Source organism: Kutzneria sp. CA-103260 (assembly GCF_018263855.1).
In the GTDB taxonomy this organism is placed as follows: Bacteria; Actinomycetota; Actinomycetes; order Mycobacteriales; family Pseudonocardiaceae; genus Kutzneria.
This window is the reverse complement of the sequence record NZ_CP073318.1, coordinates 6,606,303-6,622,547: the sequence shown is the minus strand read 5'-3', so window position 1 is coordinate 6,622,547 and position 16,245 is coordinate 6,606,303. Positions and strand designations below refer to the sequence as shown.

Annotated in this window: 17 protein-coding genes; 12 read left to right on the top strand and 5 right to left on the bottom strand. The window is 70.7% G+C overall.

What is annotated here, in order from left to right; translation table 11 throughout:
- Nucleotides 1-45: 45 nt before the first annotated feature.
- The 3 genes from JJ691_RS29085 to JJ691_RS29075 all read right to left on the bottom strand — a co-directional run bounded on the left by JJ691_RS29085 (nt 46) and on the right by JJ691_RS29075 (nt 4,269).
- Complete coding sequence (locus tag JJ691_RS29085) at nt 46-768, bottom strand: G1 family glutamic endopeptidase (protein WP_211762796.1); 723 nt, start codon at nt 766-768, stop codon at nt 46-48.
- 219 nt (nt 769-987) lie between these two features.
- Nucleotides 988-2,019 (bottom strand): DUF2891 domain-containing protein, encoded by a 1,032-nt coding sequence (locus JJ691_RS29080; protein WP_249227082.1) that lies wholly within the window; start codon nt 2,017-2,019, stop codon nt 988-990.
- 147 nt (nt 2,020-2,166) lie between these two features.
- Entirely contained in the window at nt 2,167-4,269 is a 2,103-nt protein-coding gene (locus JJ691_RS29075) for a RecQ family ATP-dependent DNA helicase (RefSeq protein ID WP_211762795.1), read from the bottom strand.
- A 96-nt stretch (nt 4,270-4,365) separates the two neighbouring features.
- Between JJ691_RS29075 and JJ691_RS29070 the strand changes: the two genes are divergently transcribed.
- From JJ691_RS29070 to JJ691_RS29015, 12 genes are all read left to right on the top strand, one after another.
- Nucleotides 4,366-5,631 (top strand): glutamate-5-semialdehyde dehydrogenase, encoded by a 1,266-nt coding sequence (locus tag JJ691_RS29070; protein ID WP_249227081.1) that lies wholly within the window; start codon nt 4,366-4,368, stop codon nt 5,629-5,631.
- Between the two features lie 22 nt (nt 5,632-5,653).
- Nucleotides 5,654-6,244, top strand: coding sequence for a TetR/AcrR family transcriptional regulator (locus tag JJ691_RS29065; protein ID WP_211762794.1), 591 nt, complete (start codon nt 5,654-5,656; stop codon nt 6,242-6,244).
- A 76-nt stretch (nt 6,245-6,320) separates the two neighbouring features.
- Nucleotides 6,321-7,523, top strand: coding sequence for a cytochrome P450 (locus JJ691_RS29060; protein WP_211762793.1), 1,203 nt, complete (start codon nt 6,321-6,323; stop codon nt 7,521-7,523).
- 41 nt (nt 7,524-7,564) lie between these two features.
- Entirely contained in the window at nt 7,565-7,798 is a 234-nt protein-coding gene (locus tag JJ691_RS29055; protein ID WP_211762792.1) for a ferredoxin, read from the top strand.
- Between the two features lie 119 nt (nt 7,799-7,917).
- Complete coding sequence (nadD, locus tag JJ691_RS29050; protein ID WP_211762791.1) at nt 7,918-8,508, top strand: nicotinate-nucleotide adenylyltransferase; 591 nt, start codon at nt 7,918-7,920, stop codon at nt 8,506-8,508.
- 282 nt (nt 8,509-8,790) lie between these two features.
- Nucleotides 8,791-9,168 (top strand): ribosome silencing factor, encoded by a 378-nt coding sequence (rsfS, locus tag JJ691_RS29045; protein ID WP_184860447.1) that lies wholly within the window; start codon nt 8,791-8,793, stop codon nt 9,166-9,168.
- Nucleotides 9,165-9,773, top strand: coding sequence for a histidine phosphatase family protein (locus JJ691_RS29040; RefSeq protein WP_211762790.1), 609 nt, complete (start codon nt 9,165-9,167; stop codon nt 9,771-9,773). The genes rsfS and JJ691_RS29040 overlap by 4 nt, the downstream gene beginning before the upstream one ends.
- On the top strand, nt 9,770-10,489 hold the full coding sequence (gene octT / locus JJ691_RS29035; RefSeq protein ID WP_211762789.1) for a diglucosylglycerate octanoyltransferase: 720 nt from the start codon (nt 9,770-9,772) through the stop codon (nt 10,487-10,489). Before JJ691_RS29040 ends, octT begins: the two co-directional genes overlap by 4 nt.
- An 11-nt stretch (nt 10,490-10,500) precedes the next feature.
- The gene (locus JJ691_RS29030) at nt 10,501-11,361 is read left to right on the top strand and encodes a DegV family protein (RefSeq protein ID WP_211762788.1); all 861 of its coding nucleotides are present in this window, start codon (nt 10,501-10,503) and stop codon (nt 11,359-11,361) included.
- 321 nt (nt 11,362-11,682) lie between these two features.
- On the top strand, nt 11,683-12,417 hold the full coding sequence (locus JJ691_RS29025) for a ComEA family DNA-binding protein (protein WP_249227080.1): 735 nt from the start codon (nt 11,683-11,685) through the stop codon (nt 12,415-12,417).
- The gene (locus JJ691_RS29020) at nt 12,414-12,710 is read left to right on the top strand and encodes a hypothetical protein (protein ID WP_211762787.1); all 297 of its coding nucleotides are present in this window, start codon (nt 12,414-12,416) and stop codon (nt 12,708-12,710) included. Before JJ691_RS29025 ends, JJ691_RS29020 begins: the two co-directional genes overlap by 4 nt.
- Entirely contained in the window at nt 12,703-14,997 is a 2,295-nt protein-coding gene (locus JJ691_RS29015; protein ID WP_211762786.1) for a DNA internalization-related competence protein ComEC/Rec2, read from the top strand. Before JJ691_RS29020 ends, JJ691_RS29015 begins: the two co-directional genes overlap by 8 nt.
- Here JJ691_RS29015 and JJ691_RS29010 read toward each other — a convergent pair.
- Both JJ691_RS29010 and JJ691_RS29005 read right to left on the bottom strand, forming a co-directional pair.
- The gene (locus JJ691_RS29010; RefSeq protein WP_211762785.1) at nt 14,977-15,276 is read right to left on the bottom strand and encodes a hypothetical protein; all 300 of its coding nucleotides are present in this window, start codon (nt 15,274-15,276) and stop codon (nt 14,977-14,979) included. The two genes, JJ691_RS29015 and JJ691_RS29010, sit on opposite strands and share 21 nt — an antisense overlap.
- A gap of 119 nt (nt 15,277-15,395) precedes the next feature.
- Nucleotides 15,396-16,202, bottom strand: a complete 807-nt coding sequence (locus JJ691_RS29005) for an ABC transporter permease (protein ID WP_211762784.1) — start codon at nt 16,200-16,202, stop codon at nt 15,396-15,398.
- Nucleotides 16,203-16,245 lie beyond the last annotated feature (43 nt).

Below are 16,245 nucleotides of genomic sequence, written 5' to 3'. Positions count from 1 at the left end.
CAGGGATCGCCCGTGACGGGTGCGGCTGCCTGGCGCAGGCGCTGGTCAGTGCCTGGTGATCGAGAAGCTCGTGCCGTCGGAGCCGATGGCGCCCGGGATCCAGGTGTTGGTGCCACGGTCGTCGGCGTTGAGCGCGGACGGGTTGGTGGCCTTCAGGGTCTTGCCGTCGAACTTCACGCCGGTGAACGAGATGGTGTTGCCGCTGACGGTCGGGTACGAGTCGGTGGGGGACTCGATGATCGCCTCGGCCGAGTAGTGCTTGGCGCTGCTCAGCGACTTGGTGGTGGACTTGGTCCAGCCCTTGGTGGTGTCGCTGATGTCCAGCTTGTAGCTGGTGCCGGAACGAGTGACCGTGGCGGTGAAGTGGTCGCCAGCGCTGATCGCGTTGCTGTAGTACACCGGCGCGGCCGGGTACATCTCGTACCACGCCTGGTAGACCGCGTGACCGCTGGAGCAGTCGGTGGCGACACCAGTCTGCTCGACGGTGGAGGAGCCGTCGCCGTCGATGCCGACCCACGGCGCGAACAGGTCGTTGCTGGACCGGCAGGTGACCGACGGCTCGACCCAGCTGGCCGTCGCGGTGGTCCAGCTGCCGAAGCTGGCGTAGCCGCCCCAGTTGCCGCCGGAGAAGCTGCTGCCCGCGCCGTGGCCGAAGCTCACGTGCGGGCCGAAGCCGGCGGGGGCGGTGGCGGCGACAGCCGTGCCGGCGAGGCTGGCGGTGGCCAGCGCGGCCGCGACCAGGGCACGGGTGAGACGAGTGGCGCGCATTTCCGATCCTTTCACCGGCGCCTCCCACTCGCCGATCAGCGATGCGGGAGCGCCATGCAGGGGTGGTGGAGGGACAGGCGTTAATCTCCGGAATTCCGCCGGGGAACTGATCAGATTCCCCGGCGGAACCCATACCGATCCTTCAGTGCGTGATCGCGCCGCGGTAGCTACTTTCGGGGGGTTCCAAGGGGTGATAAATCCCTTTTGCTCCCCTTTGGGTCAGGTCAGCAGCAGCACTGCGTAAGCGGCGAGCCAGTGCTCGACCATGTAGTCCGTTCCGCTGGTCAGATCCAGTTCCGGAAGCGCGTGCGCGGACGCCGCGGCGTGCATCCCGGCCGGGCGGACGTCCGTCGGCGGAAGGGCTGCGGCCAGTCGGAGCAGACACCAGGCCCGGCTCAGGTTCAATCCGTGCAGATGCGCGATCTGTCCGTCCGAGTCATCGGAAACGATGGCCGGCGTGAACAGGCCGCTGTTGGCGAGGTCCGGCAGGAATCGATCGAACCAATGGGCGAACTCGGTTGGGCTGAACAGGTTCGACATCAGTTCCGCCTCGCAGAGCGCCGGCGACAGGAAATCGGCGCCGCCCGGCTCCCACCGAGCCTGATAGTCGACGTCATTGTCGAACCAGCGGTGCGCCGCGTCGGAGATGGCGGTCAGCAGCCCCGGCTCGCCCCGGTCACCCAGCGCACGGGCGTGCGGCAGCGCGCGGGACAGCCCGAACGCGCTGTTGAAGTGTGCGCCCTGCCGGTCCGGATAGGTCGCCTTCGGCAGCCAGGCCAGGAAGGCGTCCGTGATCGTCTCGGTCAGCGGCGTCAGGTTCGCCGCCCACCGCTGGGCGTCCGGATCGTCCCAGGTGGACAGTTCGTGTTGCAGCATGTGTTCCCAGGCCCACGCGTAGGGCCGCGCGTGCTTGCTGAACTCGGTGAAGCTGCGCGTCTCCACCGCGATGTTGTCGGCCGTCAGGTGCTCGTCGAGCACCGTTCGAATCTCGGCCGCCGGCACCTGGTCGGGCGCTGCCCGCAGCAGACGCACGACCGCCCAGTGCATCTCCACGCACGAGTGCCAGTCCAGGCAGCCGTAGAACGCCGGATAGACATCCTTAGGCCGGTTGGGCAGGTCGCCCGGACCCGACATGAGGTGGCTGATGTGGTTGGGAAACTCCCGGCGCAGGTTGACCAGGATGATCTTGGCGAATTCCTCGGCCCGGGCCCGCAGCAGCGCCTGCCGGTCGGCCGTCCCCAGAGTGCTCACGACTCTCCTCCGTGATGAGCGGATTGTGGTGAGATCGCTCCCGGGGGTCCCTCGCGTTACACCCGCGGGCCGCGCAGTCCATTCGGCACGGTCGAGTCGGCGTGCGAGCAGCCGTGGGGCGACTGAGTTCTGTCCGTGAGAGGCCTGCTAGTTCGTGACCGCGAGGGCGAAGGGGAGGACTGCGGGGGCACCTCCTTCGCGGAGCAGACGGGCGGCGAGGGTCATGGTCCAGCCGCTGTCCACGAGATCGTCGACGAGCAGCACGGGACCGGTGAAGGCGTTGTCGCTGTCGGCGATCCAGGACGGAGCGTGCAGGCCCTGCCACAGGCCGGCGAGGCGTTGGGCGCTGTTGCTGCGTCGGGTGCCCTCGCCGCGTGACTCGATCTCGCCGAGGTAGGTCAGGCGCCCGATCGAGGCCAGCTGCTCGCCGAGGCTGGCGACGAGCTTCGGCCGGCGGCGGGAGCCGATGGTCACCACGCCGGAAGGCCGTTGGTCCCACTTCCACGACGCGAGCACCTGCACGCAGGCCTTGAAGACGTCGTCCGGCACCGGCTGGTCGGGCGTGGCATCGGCCAGCAGGTCGCGCAGGCGGTTGCCCCAGCCGATGTCGGTCAGCCGGCCCAGCGCCCGGCCCTCCTCGGCCTGCTGCCCGGCCGGGATCTTGCCGGACAGCGGCACGCCCAGCCCGGACATGCCGCTCGGCCACATCTTGCGCGGCGCGATCTCCACGCCTGGCCGGCTCAGCCGGTCCTGTGCGGCCGTCGCCGACGAGCCGGACACCTCGACGCTCCACCGCCGGCCCGTGCAGTTGTCGCACCGCCCACACGGAGCCGCCGTCGGATCGTCCAGCTGCCGCAAGAGGAACTCCATCCGGCAGCCGTCGGTGGCCTGGTAGTCGAGCATCGCCTGCTGCTCGGCCCGGCGCGCCTCGCCGAGCCGGCCGTAGCGCTCCTCGTCGTACTGCCACGGCGCGCCCGTCGACACCCAGCCGCCGCGCACCCGGTGCACCGCACCGTCCACGTCCAGCACCTTGAGCACCACTTCGAGCCGGCTGCGGGACAGCTCCACCATCGGCTCCAACGCGGCCGTCGACAGTGGACGGTCGCTGCCCCCGAGCGCGTCGAGCACTTGGCGCACCACGTGTTCCGGCGGGAAGGCCAGCGACGCGAAGTACTGCCAGATCTCCCGGTCCTCGCGACCCGGCAGCAGCAACACCTCCGCGCGCTGCACGCCGCGGCCGGCGCGGCCGATCTGCTGGTAGTAGGCGATCGGCGACTGCGGCGCGCCCAGGTGCACCACAAAACCCAGGTCCGGCTTGTCGAACCCCATGCCCAGCGCCGAGGTCGCCACCAGTGCCTTGACCCGGTTGGCCAGCAGGTCCGCCTCGGCCCGCTCGCGTTCGGCCGGGTCGGTCTTGCCGGAGTACGCCGCCACCTCGAAGCCGCGCTCACGCAGGAACGACGCCACGTCCTCGGCCGCCGACACCGTCAGTGTGTAGATGATGCCGGAGCCGGGGAGTTCGGTCAGCTTCTCGGCCAGCCAGCCCAGTCGGGCCGCTGGACTCGGCAACGCGACCACGGCCAGGTGCAGACTTTCCCGGTCCAGCGGGCCGCGCAGCACCAGGGTCTGGGTGCCGCCGATGCCCAACTGGTCGGCGACGTCCCGGACCACGCGGTCGTTCGCGGTCGCCGTCGTCGCCAACACCGGCACGCCTTCCGGCAGCTCACCCAGCAGCGTGCGGAGCCGGCGGTAGTCGGGCCGGAAGTCATGGCCCCAGTCGGAGATGCAGTGCGCCTCGTCCACCACGAGCAGGCCGGCGCTCGCGGTCAGACTGGGCAGCACGTTGTCACGGAAGTCCGGGTTGTTCAGCCGTTCCGGGCTCACCAGCAGCACGTCCACGCCGCCGGCGGTGACGGCGTCCTGGACCTCCTGCCACTCGCCGAGATTGGCGGAGTTGATCGTCGCCGCGCGCACCCCCGCGCGGGCCGCCGCCTCCACCTGGTTGCGCATCAGGGCCAGCAGCGGCGACACGATCACCGTCGGCCCCTCGCCGAGGGAGCGCAGCAGCGCCGTGGCGATGAAGTACACCGCCGACTTGCCCCACCCCGTGCGCTGCACGACCAGCGCACGCCTGCGCTGCGACACCAGTGCGCTGATCGCCGTCCACTGGTCGTCGCGGAGTCTCGCCGCCGGCCCGGCCAGGGACCGGAGGTGTTCCTCTGCCTGCTCGCGCAAGGCGTGGTCGTCCATGACCACATGCCTACACCACGAATCTGGAAGTGTTGTCGCCGCCCGAGGTCGGCGGCCGTATTCCGGGTCGAGCGAGATTGTTCTACAATCCTACAGGTGACCGACGAGCTGCGGGACCAGGTCCACGACGCCGCCAGGCGGGCGCGAGTCGCCGCCAAGAGCCTCGCGGCCGCCAACACCCAGCGCAAGAACGCCGTGCTGCTGGCGATGGCCGACGCGTTGCAGGCCAACGCCGCCGACATCCTGGTCGCCAACGAGCGTGACCTGGAAGCGGGCCGCAAGTCCGACATCGGCGACGCGCTGCTGGATCGGCTCTCTCTGAACGAGAAGCGCATCGCCGGCATTGCCGATGGCCTGCGCTCGGTCGCCGGCCTGCCGGACCCGATCGGCGACGTGCGCCGCGGCTCGACCCTGCCCAACGGCCTGGAGCTGCGCCAGGTGCAGGTGCCGCTCGGTGTCGTCGGCATCGTCTACGAGGCCCGCCCCAACGTCACGGTGGACGCCGCCGGCCTCACGCTCAAGGCCGGCAACGCCGTGCTGCTCCGCGGTTCCTCCAATGCCGAGCAGTCCAACACCGCGCTGGTGAAGGTGCTTCGCGAAGTGTTGGCGGACAACGACTTCCCGGCCGACGCGGTCCAGTTGCTGCCGTGTCACGACCGCGTCTCCGTGCACCACCTCATCACCGCGCGCGGCCTGGTCGATCTGGTGATCCCGCGCGGTGGCGCCGGCCTGATCTCCGCAGTCGTGCAGCAGGCGACCGTGCCGACGATCGAGACTGGCGTCGGCAACTGCCATGTCTACGTGGACCGCGGCGCCGATCTCGAGATGGCGCACCGGATTCTGATCAACTCCAAGACCCGCCGGCCCAGCGTGTGCAACGCCGCCGAGACGGTTCTGGTGCACCAGGACGTCGCCGAGCGGTTCGTGCCGGAGGCTGTGCGCCGGCTCAAGGAGCACGGCGTCACCGTGCACGGCGACAAGCGCGCCGCCGAGTTGGCCGACGTGGAGCCGGCCGTCGACGCCGACTGGGACACCGAATATCTGTCCCTGGACATCGCGATGCGGGTTGTCGACTCGCTGGACGAGGCCGTCGAGCACATCGGCGAGCACGGCAGCGGCCACACCGAGGCGATCGTCTCCGACGACGTCCGCGCGGCTCGGGACTTCGTGGCCCGGGTGGACGCGGCGGCCGTCATGGTCAACGCCGCGACCTCCTTCACCGACGGCGGCGAGCTGGGCCTGGGCGCGGAGATCGGCATCTCCACCCAGAAGCTGCACGCCCGCGGCCCGATGGGACTGGCCGAGCTGACCTCGACGAAGTGGGTGGTGTGGGGCGACGGTCACGTCCGTCCCTCCTCCTGACACCGCCGGTACGTTCACGGGCGTGACTTCAGAAGCGCCCGAACACCGCAGACGTGACGCGTCGGCCACCAAGGCGGCCTTGCTGCGAGCGGCCCAGGAGCTGTTCACCGAACGTGGCTACGAGCGGACGACGGTGCGCGACATCGCCGACCGCGCGGGCGTGAACCAGGCGCTGCTGTTCCGCTACTACGGCAGCAAGGAAGACCTGTTCCACGTCGTGCTGGCCACCGAGAGCCGGGTGCTGGTCACTGAGTCGCCGGCCGAACAGGTGCTGGCCAAGACCCTGGCCAGGATGCTCAGCCCGGACCGCGCCGAGGCGCAGGAGAGCGTGTGGCTGGCGGCGCTGCGCTCCAGCGGCCACGACAGCGCTGCCGACGCCATCCGCAAGGAGCTCAGCCAGGACTATGTCCGGGCCCTGGGCTCGCTGACCGAGGCCGGGGACGCGGACCTGCGGGTGGACCTGGTGCTGGCCTGGTTGGTCGGGCTGGGCACGCTGCGCTCGGTCGTGCGCAAGGAGCCGCTGGTCAGCGCCGATCCGGAGGCGGTGACGCGGCTGATGCTCAAGGCCGTGGCCGTGCTGCTCGAACGAGTCGACACCGATCCCGTTGGTTGACGCGCGGTAGCCGGGTGCTTATCGTCAGAGATGTAAGCGGAAGCTTACATCTCAGTTCGGCCATGGGGAGCCTGACATGACGACTGTCGACCGCGGCGCGTGCCCATACCCGTTCAGCGAGGCCAAGGGCCTCGACCTCGATCCCGAGTACGGCCGGCTACGTGACGCCGGCCAGCTCGGCCGGGTGAGCATGCCGTACGGCGGCGAGGCCTGGATGGCCACCAGCTACGAGGACATCAAGACTGTGATGGGCGACCCGCGGTTCAGCCGCGCGGCCACGCTCAACGCCGATGTGCCCCGGACCTTCCCCCTGATGCAGACCGACACCAACCTGCTGACCATGGACCCGCCGGACCACAGCCGGCTGCGCAAGCTGGTCGCGAAGGCGTTCACCATGCGGCGCATCGAGATGCTGCGCCCGCGCGCCCAGGAGGTCGTGGACGGCCTGCTGGACAGGATCGAGCAGCAGGGGCCGCCGGCCGACCTGGTCGAGGGCCTCGCGCTGCCGCTGCCGATCACCATGATCTGCGAGCTGCTCGGCGTGCCCTACGAGGACCGGGACCAGTTCCGTGCCTGGTCGGACGCGGCACTGTCGCTCACCGCCTTCACCGTGGAGGAGATCCAGCAGGGCCGCGACGGGCTGCGGGACTACCTGGCGAGCCTGGTGGCCAAGCGTCGTGAACAGCCGAGCGACGACCTGCTCGGTGTGCTGGTGCACGCCCGCGACGAGGAGGACCGGCTGTCCGAGGACGAGCTGGTTCAGTTCGGCGTCACGCTGCTGGTCGCCGGGCACGAGACGACTGCCAACCAGACCGGCAACTTCCTGTACACGCTGCTCAGCAAGCCGCGCCTGCTGCGCGAGCTGCAAGAAGACCCCGACCTGCTGGAGCCGGCGATCGAGGAGCTGCTGCGGGTGACGCCGCTGGGCACCGCCGCCGGCTTCCCGCGGATCGCCACCGAGGACGTCATGCTCAGCGGCACGCTGGTCAAGGCGGGCGAGGCCGTGATGACACAGAATGCGGCGGCCAACCGCGACGGCACGGTGTTCGACCACCCCGACGAGATCGACTTCCACCGGGAGAACAACCCGCACATCGCGTTCGGCCACGGCGTGCACCACTGCCTCGGCGCGCAGCTGGCCCGGCTGGAGCTGCAGGTCGCCGTCGGCACCGTGCTGCGCAGGCTGCCCGGCCTGCGGTTCGCCGTGCCGGTCGAGGAGGTGCCGTTCAAGCAGGGACGGCTCATCCGTGGCCTCCAGGCGCTGCCGGTCGCCTGGTGAGAGAAGATTGACGCGTTCCTGGACTGGCTGAGGAGGACAGCGTGACGGAAGACGGCCGCTGGCAGATTTCGATCGACTCGGGCACGTGCATCGGCTCCGGCGTGTGCGCCGGCACCTCGCCGAAGTACTTCAAGCTCGACGGCGGCTACGGGACACCGGTCGCCGACGAGGTCGACGCCGACGACGAGGTGGTCACCGCCGCCGAGTCGTGCCCGATGGAGGCGATCCTGGTGCGCGAGGTCGGCACCGAGAAAGTGGTCGCGCCGCTGGACTGAGCGGTTCGGGGCGCCTGCTGCCGGCGGGCGCCCCGCCGCTGGGTTCACCGACTAGCGGTTCCTCACACTTCGGCGCTCGCACAGGCCGTTCTGGTGATGGCTGCCTACGCTGGGCCGTTATGACCGACAAGCGCCGGATCGGGGTCATGGGCGGCACCTTCGACCCGATCCACCACGGCCACCTCGTGGCGGCCAGCGAGGTCCAGGCCAAGTTCGAGCTGGACGAAGTCATCTTCGTGCCGACCGGGCAGCCCTGGCAGAAGAGCGGCCGCGACGTGGCCGCCGCCGAGGACCGCTACCTGATGACCGTGATCGCGACGGCGTCCAATCCCCGGTTCTCGGTCAGCCGCGTGGACATCGACCGCGGCGGCCCCACCTACACCGCCGACACGCTCACCGACCTGGCCGACCGGTTCCCCGACGACGACCTGTTCTTCATCACCGGCGCGGACGCGCTGTCGCAGATCGTGTCCTGGAAGCGGGTCGACGAGCTGTTCACCCGGGCCCACTTCATCGGCGTCACCCGGCCGGGATTCCGGCTGGACGGCCACCACCTGCCCGCGGGCTCGGTGAGCCTGATCGAGGTGCCGGCGATGGCGATCTCGTCCACCGCCTGCCGGGACCGGGTCTGCGCCGGCCTGCCGGTCTGGTACCTGGTGCCGGACGGGGTGGTGCAGTACATCTCCAAGCGCGGCCTCTACCAGTGCTGATGGATCTGGGCCGAGCTGACGGGAATCCCCCGATCCGGCGCCTGGACCGGGGGACCCGTACTCGTCAGTCCTGGCGCGCTATCGCGTACGCCCGACGGGACGAAGCGCGAGCGCGCCGAGAGACTTCCCGAGCATTCGCACACCTCCCTTCGGTTGGGCCACCCACTGCGGCCGTGTGCCGATATCTGATCGCGACGGCCGCACCCAGGTCAACGGGTTTTTCGCGCGGCCGGGGACGGTACCCTTTGCACTCATCCGTAGTTGAAGAACGCAGGGAGTGACGTGGCAGCCACCGACGAGGCACGACGGCTGGCGCTGGTGGCCGCGGCAGCGGCCGCCGACAAGAAGGCGCACGACATCAAGGTGCTGGACGTGTCGAACCAGCTCGTGATCACGGACTGCTTCGTGATCGCGTCGGCGCCCAACGAGCGTCAGGTCGGCGCGATCGTGGACGCCGTCGAGGAGAAGATGCGGGAGGCCGGCACCAAGCCGGTCCGCCGCGAGGGCGCCCGCGAGGGCCGCTGGGTGCTGCTCGACTTCGTCGACGTGGTCGTGCACGTCCAGCACACCGAGGAGCGTGTCTTCTACGGCCTGGAGCGGCTGTGGAAGGACTGCCCGGAGATCCCGTTCGACGACGGGTCCAGTGAGGACGGTTCATGACCCTGAGCAGAATCCTGCTGTGGCGGCACGGGCAGACCGAGCACAACGCCAGCGGCCACTGGCAGGGCCACCTGGATTCCCCGCTCACCGAGCGGGGCCGGGAGCAGGCGCGGGCCGCGACGCCCGCGCTGCTGGCCTACGAGCCGCACCTGGTGGTCGCCTCCGACCTGCGGCGGGCCACCGACACGGCGAAGATCCTGGTCGAGGCCAGCGGGCTGCCGCTGCGGCTGGACAAGAGGCTGCGGGAGACCGACATCGGCGACTGGCAGGGGCTGACCTCGGCCCAGGTGGACGCCAGCTACCCGGGCGGCATCAAGACCTGGCAGTCCGACCCCACGTGGGCGCCTCCCGGCGGGGAGTCCCGGGTCGAGGTGGCCACGCGCGCCCATGATCTCGTCAACGAGCTGGACGAGGAGCAGGACGGCACCGTGCTGCTGTGCGCGCACGGGGGCCTGATCACCGCGCTGACCGCGCAGCTGCTGACCATGCCGGTGTCGATCTGGCCGCAGCTGGGCGGGCTGAGCAACTGCCACTGGGCGGTGCTGGCGCGGCGTCCAGGCGGCGACGGCCGCTGGCGGCTGCTCACGTACAACGCCGGCGCGTGAACCTGCTCGTCCTCGGCGACTCGCTCTGCTTCCACGGGCCGGTCGGGCCGCTGGCCGCCGACGATCCGCGGCTGTGGCCGTCGGTGGCCGCCGGTGAGCTGGGCGGCGCCTCGGAGCTGATCGCCGGCTTCGGGTGGACCGCACGGGACGCGTGGTGGGCCGTGACGGGGGATCCTCGGTTCTGGGCCGGGCTGGCCAAGGCCGACGTGCTGGTGTTGGCCGTGGGCGGCATGGACACCTTGCCGTCGCCGCTGCCCACGTACCTGCGGGAAGGGCTGCGCTACCTGCGGCCGGACTCGCTGCGGCGACGGGTTCGTGCCGCGTATCTGGCCGCCCAACCGCACCTTTCCCGGCTGTTCGGCGGTCGGCCGGTCGCGCTGCCGGCCTCGTTGACGGAGCGGTACCTGGACGACTGCGTGCGGGCCGTGCGGACATTGCGGCCGGGGCTGCCCGTCGTCGGCTTCGTGCCGGCGGTGCATCGCGCCGCCGTGTACGGCTACGTGCACACCGGCCGGCCGGCCGGGGAGGCCGCCGTGCGGCGGTGGGGCGTGCGGCACGACGTTCCGCTGCTCGACCTGCCCGGTTTGATCGGCGATCACGTCCTTGGCGGGCACGGCAACCCGGACGGCATCCACTGGGGATTCGACGCGCACCGCGCCGTGGGGCAGGCATTGGCGGACATGGTCCGCCGCCGCCTGGACCACATCAGCACGTAGGCTGGGCGGCCGTGTCCGTCGCCGTCGTCACCGACTCCACCGCGTACCTGCCGGAAGGCTTCGCCGATCGGCGCTCGGTGCGGGTGATTCCGCTGCATGTCCTGGTCGACGGGGTCGGACGGCTGGACGGCGTCGACTTCGGGCCGGTCGAGCTGGCCGGGGCGCTCGGCGACCGGCGGACCGTCACCACGTCCCGGGCCAACCCCGCCGAGCTGGCCGCCGAGTACCGCAAGGCTCTGGAGGACGGAGCCGAGGCGGTTGTCGCCGTGCACCTGTCGGGGGAGTTGTCCGGCACGTGGAACGCGGCGTGGATGGCGGCCGAGGAGGTCGGGCCGGACCGGGTGCGGATCGTCGACTCGCGGTCCACCGCCATGGGTCTCGGCTTCGCCGCACTGGCCGCTGCCGACGCCGCTGCCGCTGGGGCCTCCGCCGTTGAGGTTGAGCGCGCCGCCACTCGGGTAGCCGCTCGGGCCCGGACGTTCTTCTCCGTGGAGACCCTGGAGCATCTTCGACGCGGCGGCCGGATCGGTACCACCGCCGCCCTGCTGGGCACCGCGCTGTCGGTCAAGCCCCTGCTGCACGTCGAGGACGGCCGGATCGTGCCGCTGGAGAAGGTCCGCACCACCAGCCGGGCCATCGCCCGCCTTGTCGACTTGGCCGCCAACGCCGCCGGGCGGGGGCCCGTCGAACTGGCCGTGCACCACCTCGCCGCCCCCGAACGAGCCGCCGAACTGGCGGCCAAGCTCGAGTCCCGGCTCCCGAACTCGCCCGGCTGCCTGATCTCCGAGGTGGGCGCGGTGATCGGCGCCCACACCGGCCCGGGCGTGCTGGGCGTGGTGGTCGTCCCGGGTGGCCTGACCCCGCCGGCCTGACCCACTTCCGGTTCGCTGATACCGCCGCTGCGCTTCGTCTCCGTGACGTGGCACTCCTGCCGTCGCGGCCGGTGATCTCGTTTGTCCGGCTCGGCACCGGGTTTTCCGCTGGCCTGGCCGGATTCTCCGTGTCGTGACGGGTTTCCGCACTCCTGATGCGAGGACCCTCGTCTCCGAGCCCAACCCACCATTGTCCCCCTGGCCCACTCCGCTCGGCCCATGCAAAGATCGTTTCCGGGCAGTTGTCCACAGGCCCCGAGTTGTCCACATCCCGATCTTCACGTGCCCCTCGGCCGACCCCCGCGCCCTAGCGTCGGCGGCGTGCTCGATCGACTGCGCCCAGGCGCCTCCAACCACGCGGAACAGGTGCGCAAGCGCCTGGCCGAAGTGCTCGGCGGCGCCGTGCCCGAACCGCAGGACCAGTCCGAGGACCGGGCCGGTCCGTCGGTCGAGCGCTGGCTGCCCGGAGGCGCCCGAGTCCGCCGACCCCGAACGGTGGTGCTCGCCCTTGCCGGTGTGGCGATCCTCGCCGCGCTGGCCGCTGCCCTGGGCATGTGGTTGAGCCGGCCTGTGCTGGAGCAGCCACCCGCCCTGCCCGCCCCCGCCACCCCAACCGCCGCGCACAGTGCGGGGGCGGGCAGAGCCGGGCCGCTCGTTGTCAGTGTGGTCGGCAAGGTAGCCCGGCCCGGCCTGGTCACGGTGCCCGACGGCGCTCGTGTCGCGGACGCCCTGCAGGCCGCCGGCGGCCCGTTGCCCGACGCCGACCTCACCCAGCTCAACCTGGCCCGCAAGCTGTCCGACGGCGAGCAGATCGCCGTCGGCGTGCCTCAACCCCAGTCGGCTCCCGGGCCGCAGCAGCCGGCCGGGAAGGTCAATCTCAACACCGCCACCCAGGCGGAGCTCGAGGCCCTGCCCGGTGTCGGTCCCACCATGGCGCAACACATTCTCCAGTGGCGTGCCAAGAACGGCCGTTTCCAGTCCGTCGACCAGCTCCGCGAGGTCGACGGCATCGGCCCCACCAGATTCAACCGCCTCAAGGACTTGGTGCAGACATGACCACCACCCCGCGCTCGGTTCCCCCGGATGCCGACATGACCAATGCTCGGGTTTGGTCGGATGAGGCCGAGCGGAGTCGGGTGGGGCGCGCGGCCCGGTTCGCGAAGGCGTGCCGGCCACGGCTGGCGGTGGCGGCCTTGCCGGTCGTTCTCGTTTGCGGGCAACAGTTCTGGTGGGCTCTGGTCGTCGCGGGCGTGGCCGCGGTGATCGAAGTGGTCCGGTACCTCAGGTCGCCGCCGTTCATGCGCATGCGCCTCCCCGCAGGCAAGGAGGCGGGGCCGCCAGATGACTGACACGCGGATGGTTCCGGTCGCCCTGGTGGTGTGGGCGGTCGCGACGGTGGGCCTGGCCTGGGGCTGGCAGTTCAGCTGGCTGGTCGGCGTGCTGGCCGTGGCAACGTCCTTGGTGGTCGCCTTCCGCTCGCTGCGCTGGCGGCCCCAGGCGGTGCTCGTGATCGCTCTCGGCTCGCTGGCCACGTGTTGGATCGCGACGGTGATCCATGCCTCGGCCACGCATCCGCTGCGGCACGAGGCCGAGCGGGGCGCGATTGTCAAGCTGCGGGTTGAGGTGTCGGAACGGCCGAAACCCCTTCGCACACAAGGATTCGGCGGCCGACAGGGCGGAGCCGACCGGGTGCTCGTCCCGGCGGGTGACGTGGTCGTGCTGGCCCAGGCCAAGGATTGGGCCGATCTGCTGCCGGGGCAATGGCTCACCGTCACCGGGCGAGCGGCTTCTCCCCGGGGCGGTGACCTGACGGTCGCGGTCGTGCAGGCCAGGGGATCGCCAGCCGAGGTGACGCCGGCCCCGGTGTGGCAACAAGCCGCGGCAGCGCTGCGCGGAGGACTGCGACGAGCGTCGGCGGTGCTGCCGGAAGAGCAAGCGGGCCTGGTGCCAGGACTTGTCGTGGGCGACACGGCGAAGCTGTCGCCGCGGGTCTCCGACGAGTTCAAGGTCGCCGGCATGACCCACCTGCTCGCGGTCAGCGGTGCCAATCTGGCGATCGTGGCTGGCGCGGTGCTGTTCACGATCCGGTTGCTGGGCATGGGACCGCGGGTCGCGGGTGTCGGCGCCGGCTTGGCGGTGATCGGGTTTGTCATCCTCGCCGGTCCGGAGCCGAGCGTGCTGCGAGCGGCTGTGATGGGCGGCCTGGCGCTGCTGGCCCTGGTGCTGGGCCGTGAGAGATCGCTGCTGCCGGCGCTGGCCTGGTCGGTGGTGGTGCTGGTGCCGATCGACCCGGCGCTCGGTCTGAACGCCGGGTTCGCGCTGTCGGTGCTGGCCACCGGGGCACTGGTGCTGGTCGCGCCCCGGTGGGCGACTTGGTTGCGGGACAAGGGCGTGCCGCCCGGCATCGCCGAGGCGGTGGCGGCGCCGTTGGCCGCCCACCTGGTCACCGCACCGGTCGTCGCTGGCCTGTCCGGCGAAGTCAGCGTGGTCGCGGTGTTTGCCAACCTGCTCGCCGAGCCGGTGGTCGCGCCGGCCACGGTGATCGGCGTGCTGGCGACCGTGGCGACGCCGGTCAATCAGGGCTTGGGGGAGTTGCTGGTCCGGGTGACGAGCCCGGAGGCGTGGTGGCTCATCCACGTCGCCCGCTTCACGTCCTCAATGCCGCTGGCGACGCTGCGGTGGCCGAGTGGGCTGCTGGGTTCGGCGTTGTTGACCGCAGTGTTGCTTGTCGGCTGGGCCGTGTTGCGGTCGCGGCGGCTGAGAGTTGTGGTGGCGGTGGTTGTGGTGGTCGCGGTGGTGGTGTTGATGCCGGCCCGGCTCGCTGGATCCGGTTGGCCGCCGACAGGGTGGGCGATGGTGAGCTGCGATGTGGGGCAGGGCGACGCGCATGTGGTGGCGACGTCCGAGCCGGGCCGCGTGGTGGTGATCGACACGGGCCCGGACCTCACCTCCATCGTGGGCTGTCTGCGCCGGCTCAGCGTGGTCAGCATTCCGCTGGTGGTGCTCAGTCATTTGCACGCGGACCATGTCGGCGGCTTGTCGTCGGTGCTCAGCGACTACCCGGTCGGCGCGGTCGGTGTCGGACCGCTGCACGAGCCGGCGTGGGCGTGGGACCAGGTGCGGCGGCAGGCCGCGAACGCCGGCGTGAAGGTAGTGGACATTGTTGCGGGACAACGGTTCGAGTTGCCGGGAGTGAGCATGACCGTGATCGCGCCGAGGACGGCGCCGAGTCATCTCGGACCGAACGCCGACGGCACGCCGGTGAACGACGCGTCGCTGGTGCTGCGCGCCGACACGTCGGCCGGCCGGATTCTGCTCACCGGCGACGTCGAACTGGAGGGGCAGGCCAATCTGTTGGCCGACAACGAGGATCTGTCCGCCGATGTGCTGAAGGTGCCACATCACGGCAGCCGCTACTCGCTGCCGCGCTTCCTGGAACGGGTGCATCCGCGGGTGGCGATGGTCAGTGTCGGGGCCGGCAACCCGTTCGGGCATCCCAGTCCGATGATCGTCGACGCCTTGAAACGGGAAGGGGCGACGGTGTTGCGCACTGATGAGGACGGGGACGTGGCTGTCGTCGCGAGCCGGGACGGCCCGCTGATCGCCCGGCGTGGGTCACCACGAGTCGTCCACTAGGGCGATGCGTCGCCGCAAACGCTTGGCATCGCGAGAAGGGAGGGCGGTGAGCACGAGGTCGAGCTGATCCCGCAGGGTGCGGTAGTCCGGGCAGCATGGCTCGAAGCCGCAACCGGGATGGTCGTGGTCCCAGATCCGATGGGTCGGCGCACGGACGAAGTCCGCCCAATGGCGGAGCATTCGCGACACCTCGCCGGGCGACCGGCGGGTGCGTTCCAGCCGGGCGATGGCCCAGCGGCCACGGGTGGACAACCCGGGAACGGCCGAGAAGCTCGACACGGGATTACGGAAGGGAGCATGGGCGCGCACCTGCGCCGGTGGCCTACGCGGCATCGGCCTTTCGGGTAGCGGTCATGAACCGATGATCGCACCGGGACGCCTTGGTCGGCACGCGGTTTCTAGAGCCGCCCACCGGAGGCGCTGTCGCCGGACAGCCGCTGGGCCAGGTAGACCGGCACGGTCGAGGCCAGGATCAGGACGGCGGCGACGACGTTCACGATCGGGGCCTGGTTGGGCCGGAAGAGGTTGTCGTAGATCCAGATCGGCACGGTCTCCATGCCCGCGCCGAGGGTGAACGTGGTGACGATGATCTCGTCGAAGGAGAGGGCGAAGGCGAGGAGTCCGCCGGCCAGCAGGGCCGAGCGCAGCATCGGGAACGTGACGAGCCGGAAGGTGGTGATGCCGTCGGCGCCGAGGTCCATCGACGCCTCCTCCAGGTTGTTGCCCATGCGGCGCAGCCGGGCCACGACGTTGTTGAACACCACCACGATGCAGAACGTGGCGTGCGCGACGATCGCCGTGAACAAGCCCAGGTTGACGCCGAGGATGGTGCGGAACGCGTTGTTCAGCGCGATGCCGGTGACGATGCCGGGCAGTGCGATCGGCAGCACGACGAGCAGCGAGACGGGGTTGCGGCCGATGAACCGGTAGCGCTGCAGGGCGAACGCCGCCATGGTGCCGAGCACCAGCGCGATGGCGGTGGCCGAGAGGCCGGCCACGACGCTGGTGCGCAGCGCGGCCAGTGCGCCCTCGTTGGCGGCGGCCCGGCTCCACCACTCCAGCGTGAAGCCGGCCGGCGGCCAGCCGAACGTCGGATCGTCGTTGAAGGAGTTGAGGAACACGACGAGCAGCGGGAAGTAGATCACCGCGAGGCCGAGCACGAGCGCGGCCAGCAGCACCCGCCGTGTGGTCCGGGAGAAGGTCACGACCGCGCCTCCTGAGGTGTGTCCGGAACGATGTGTCGTGCTG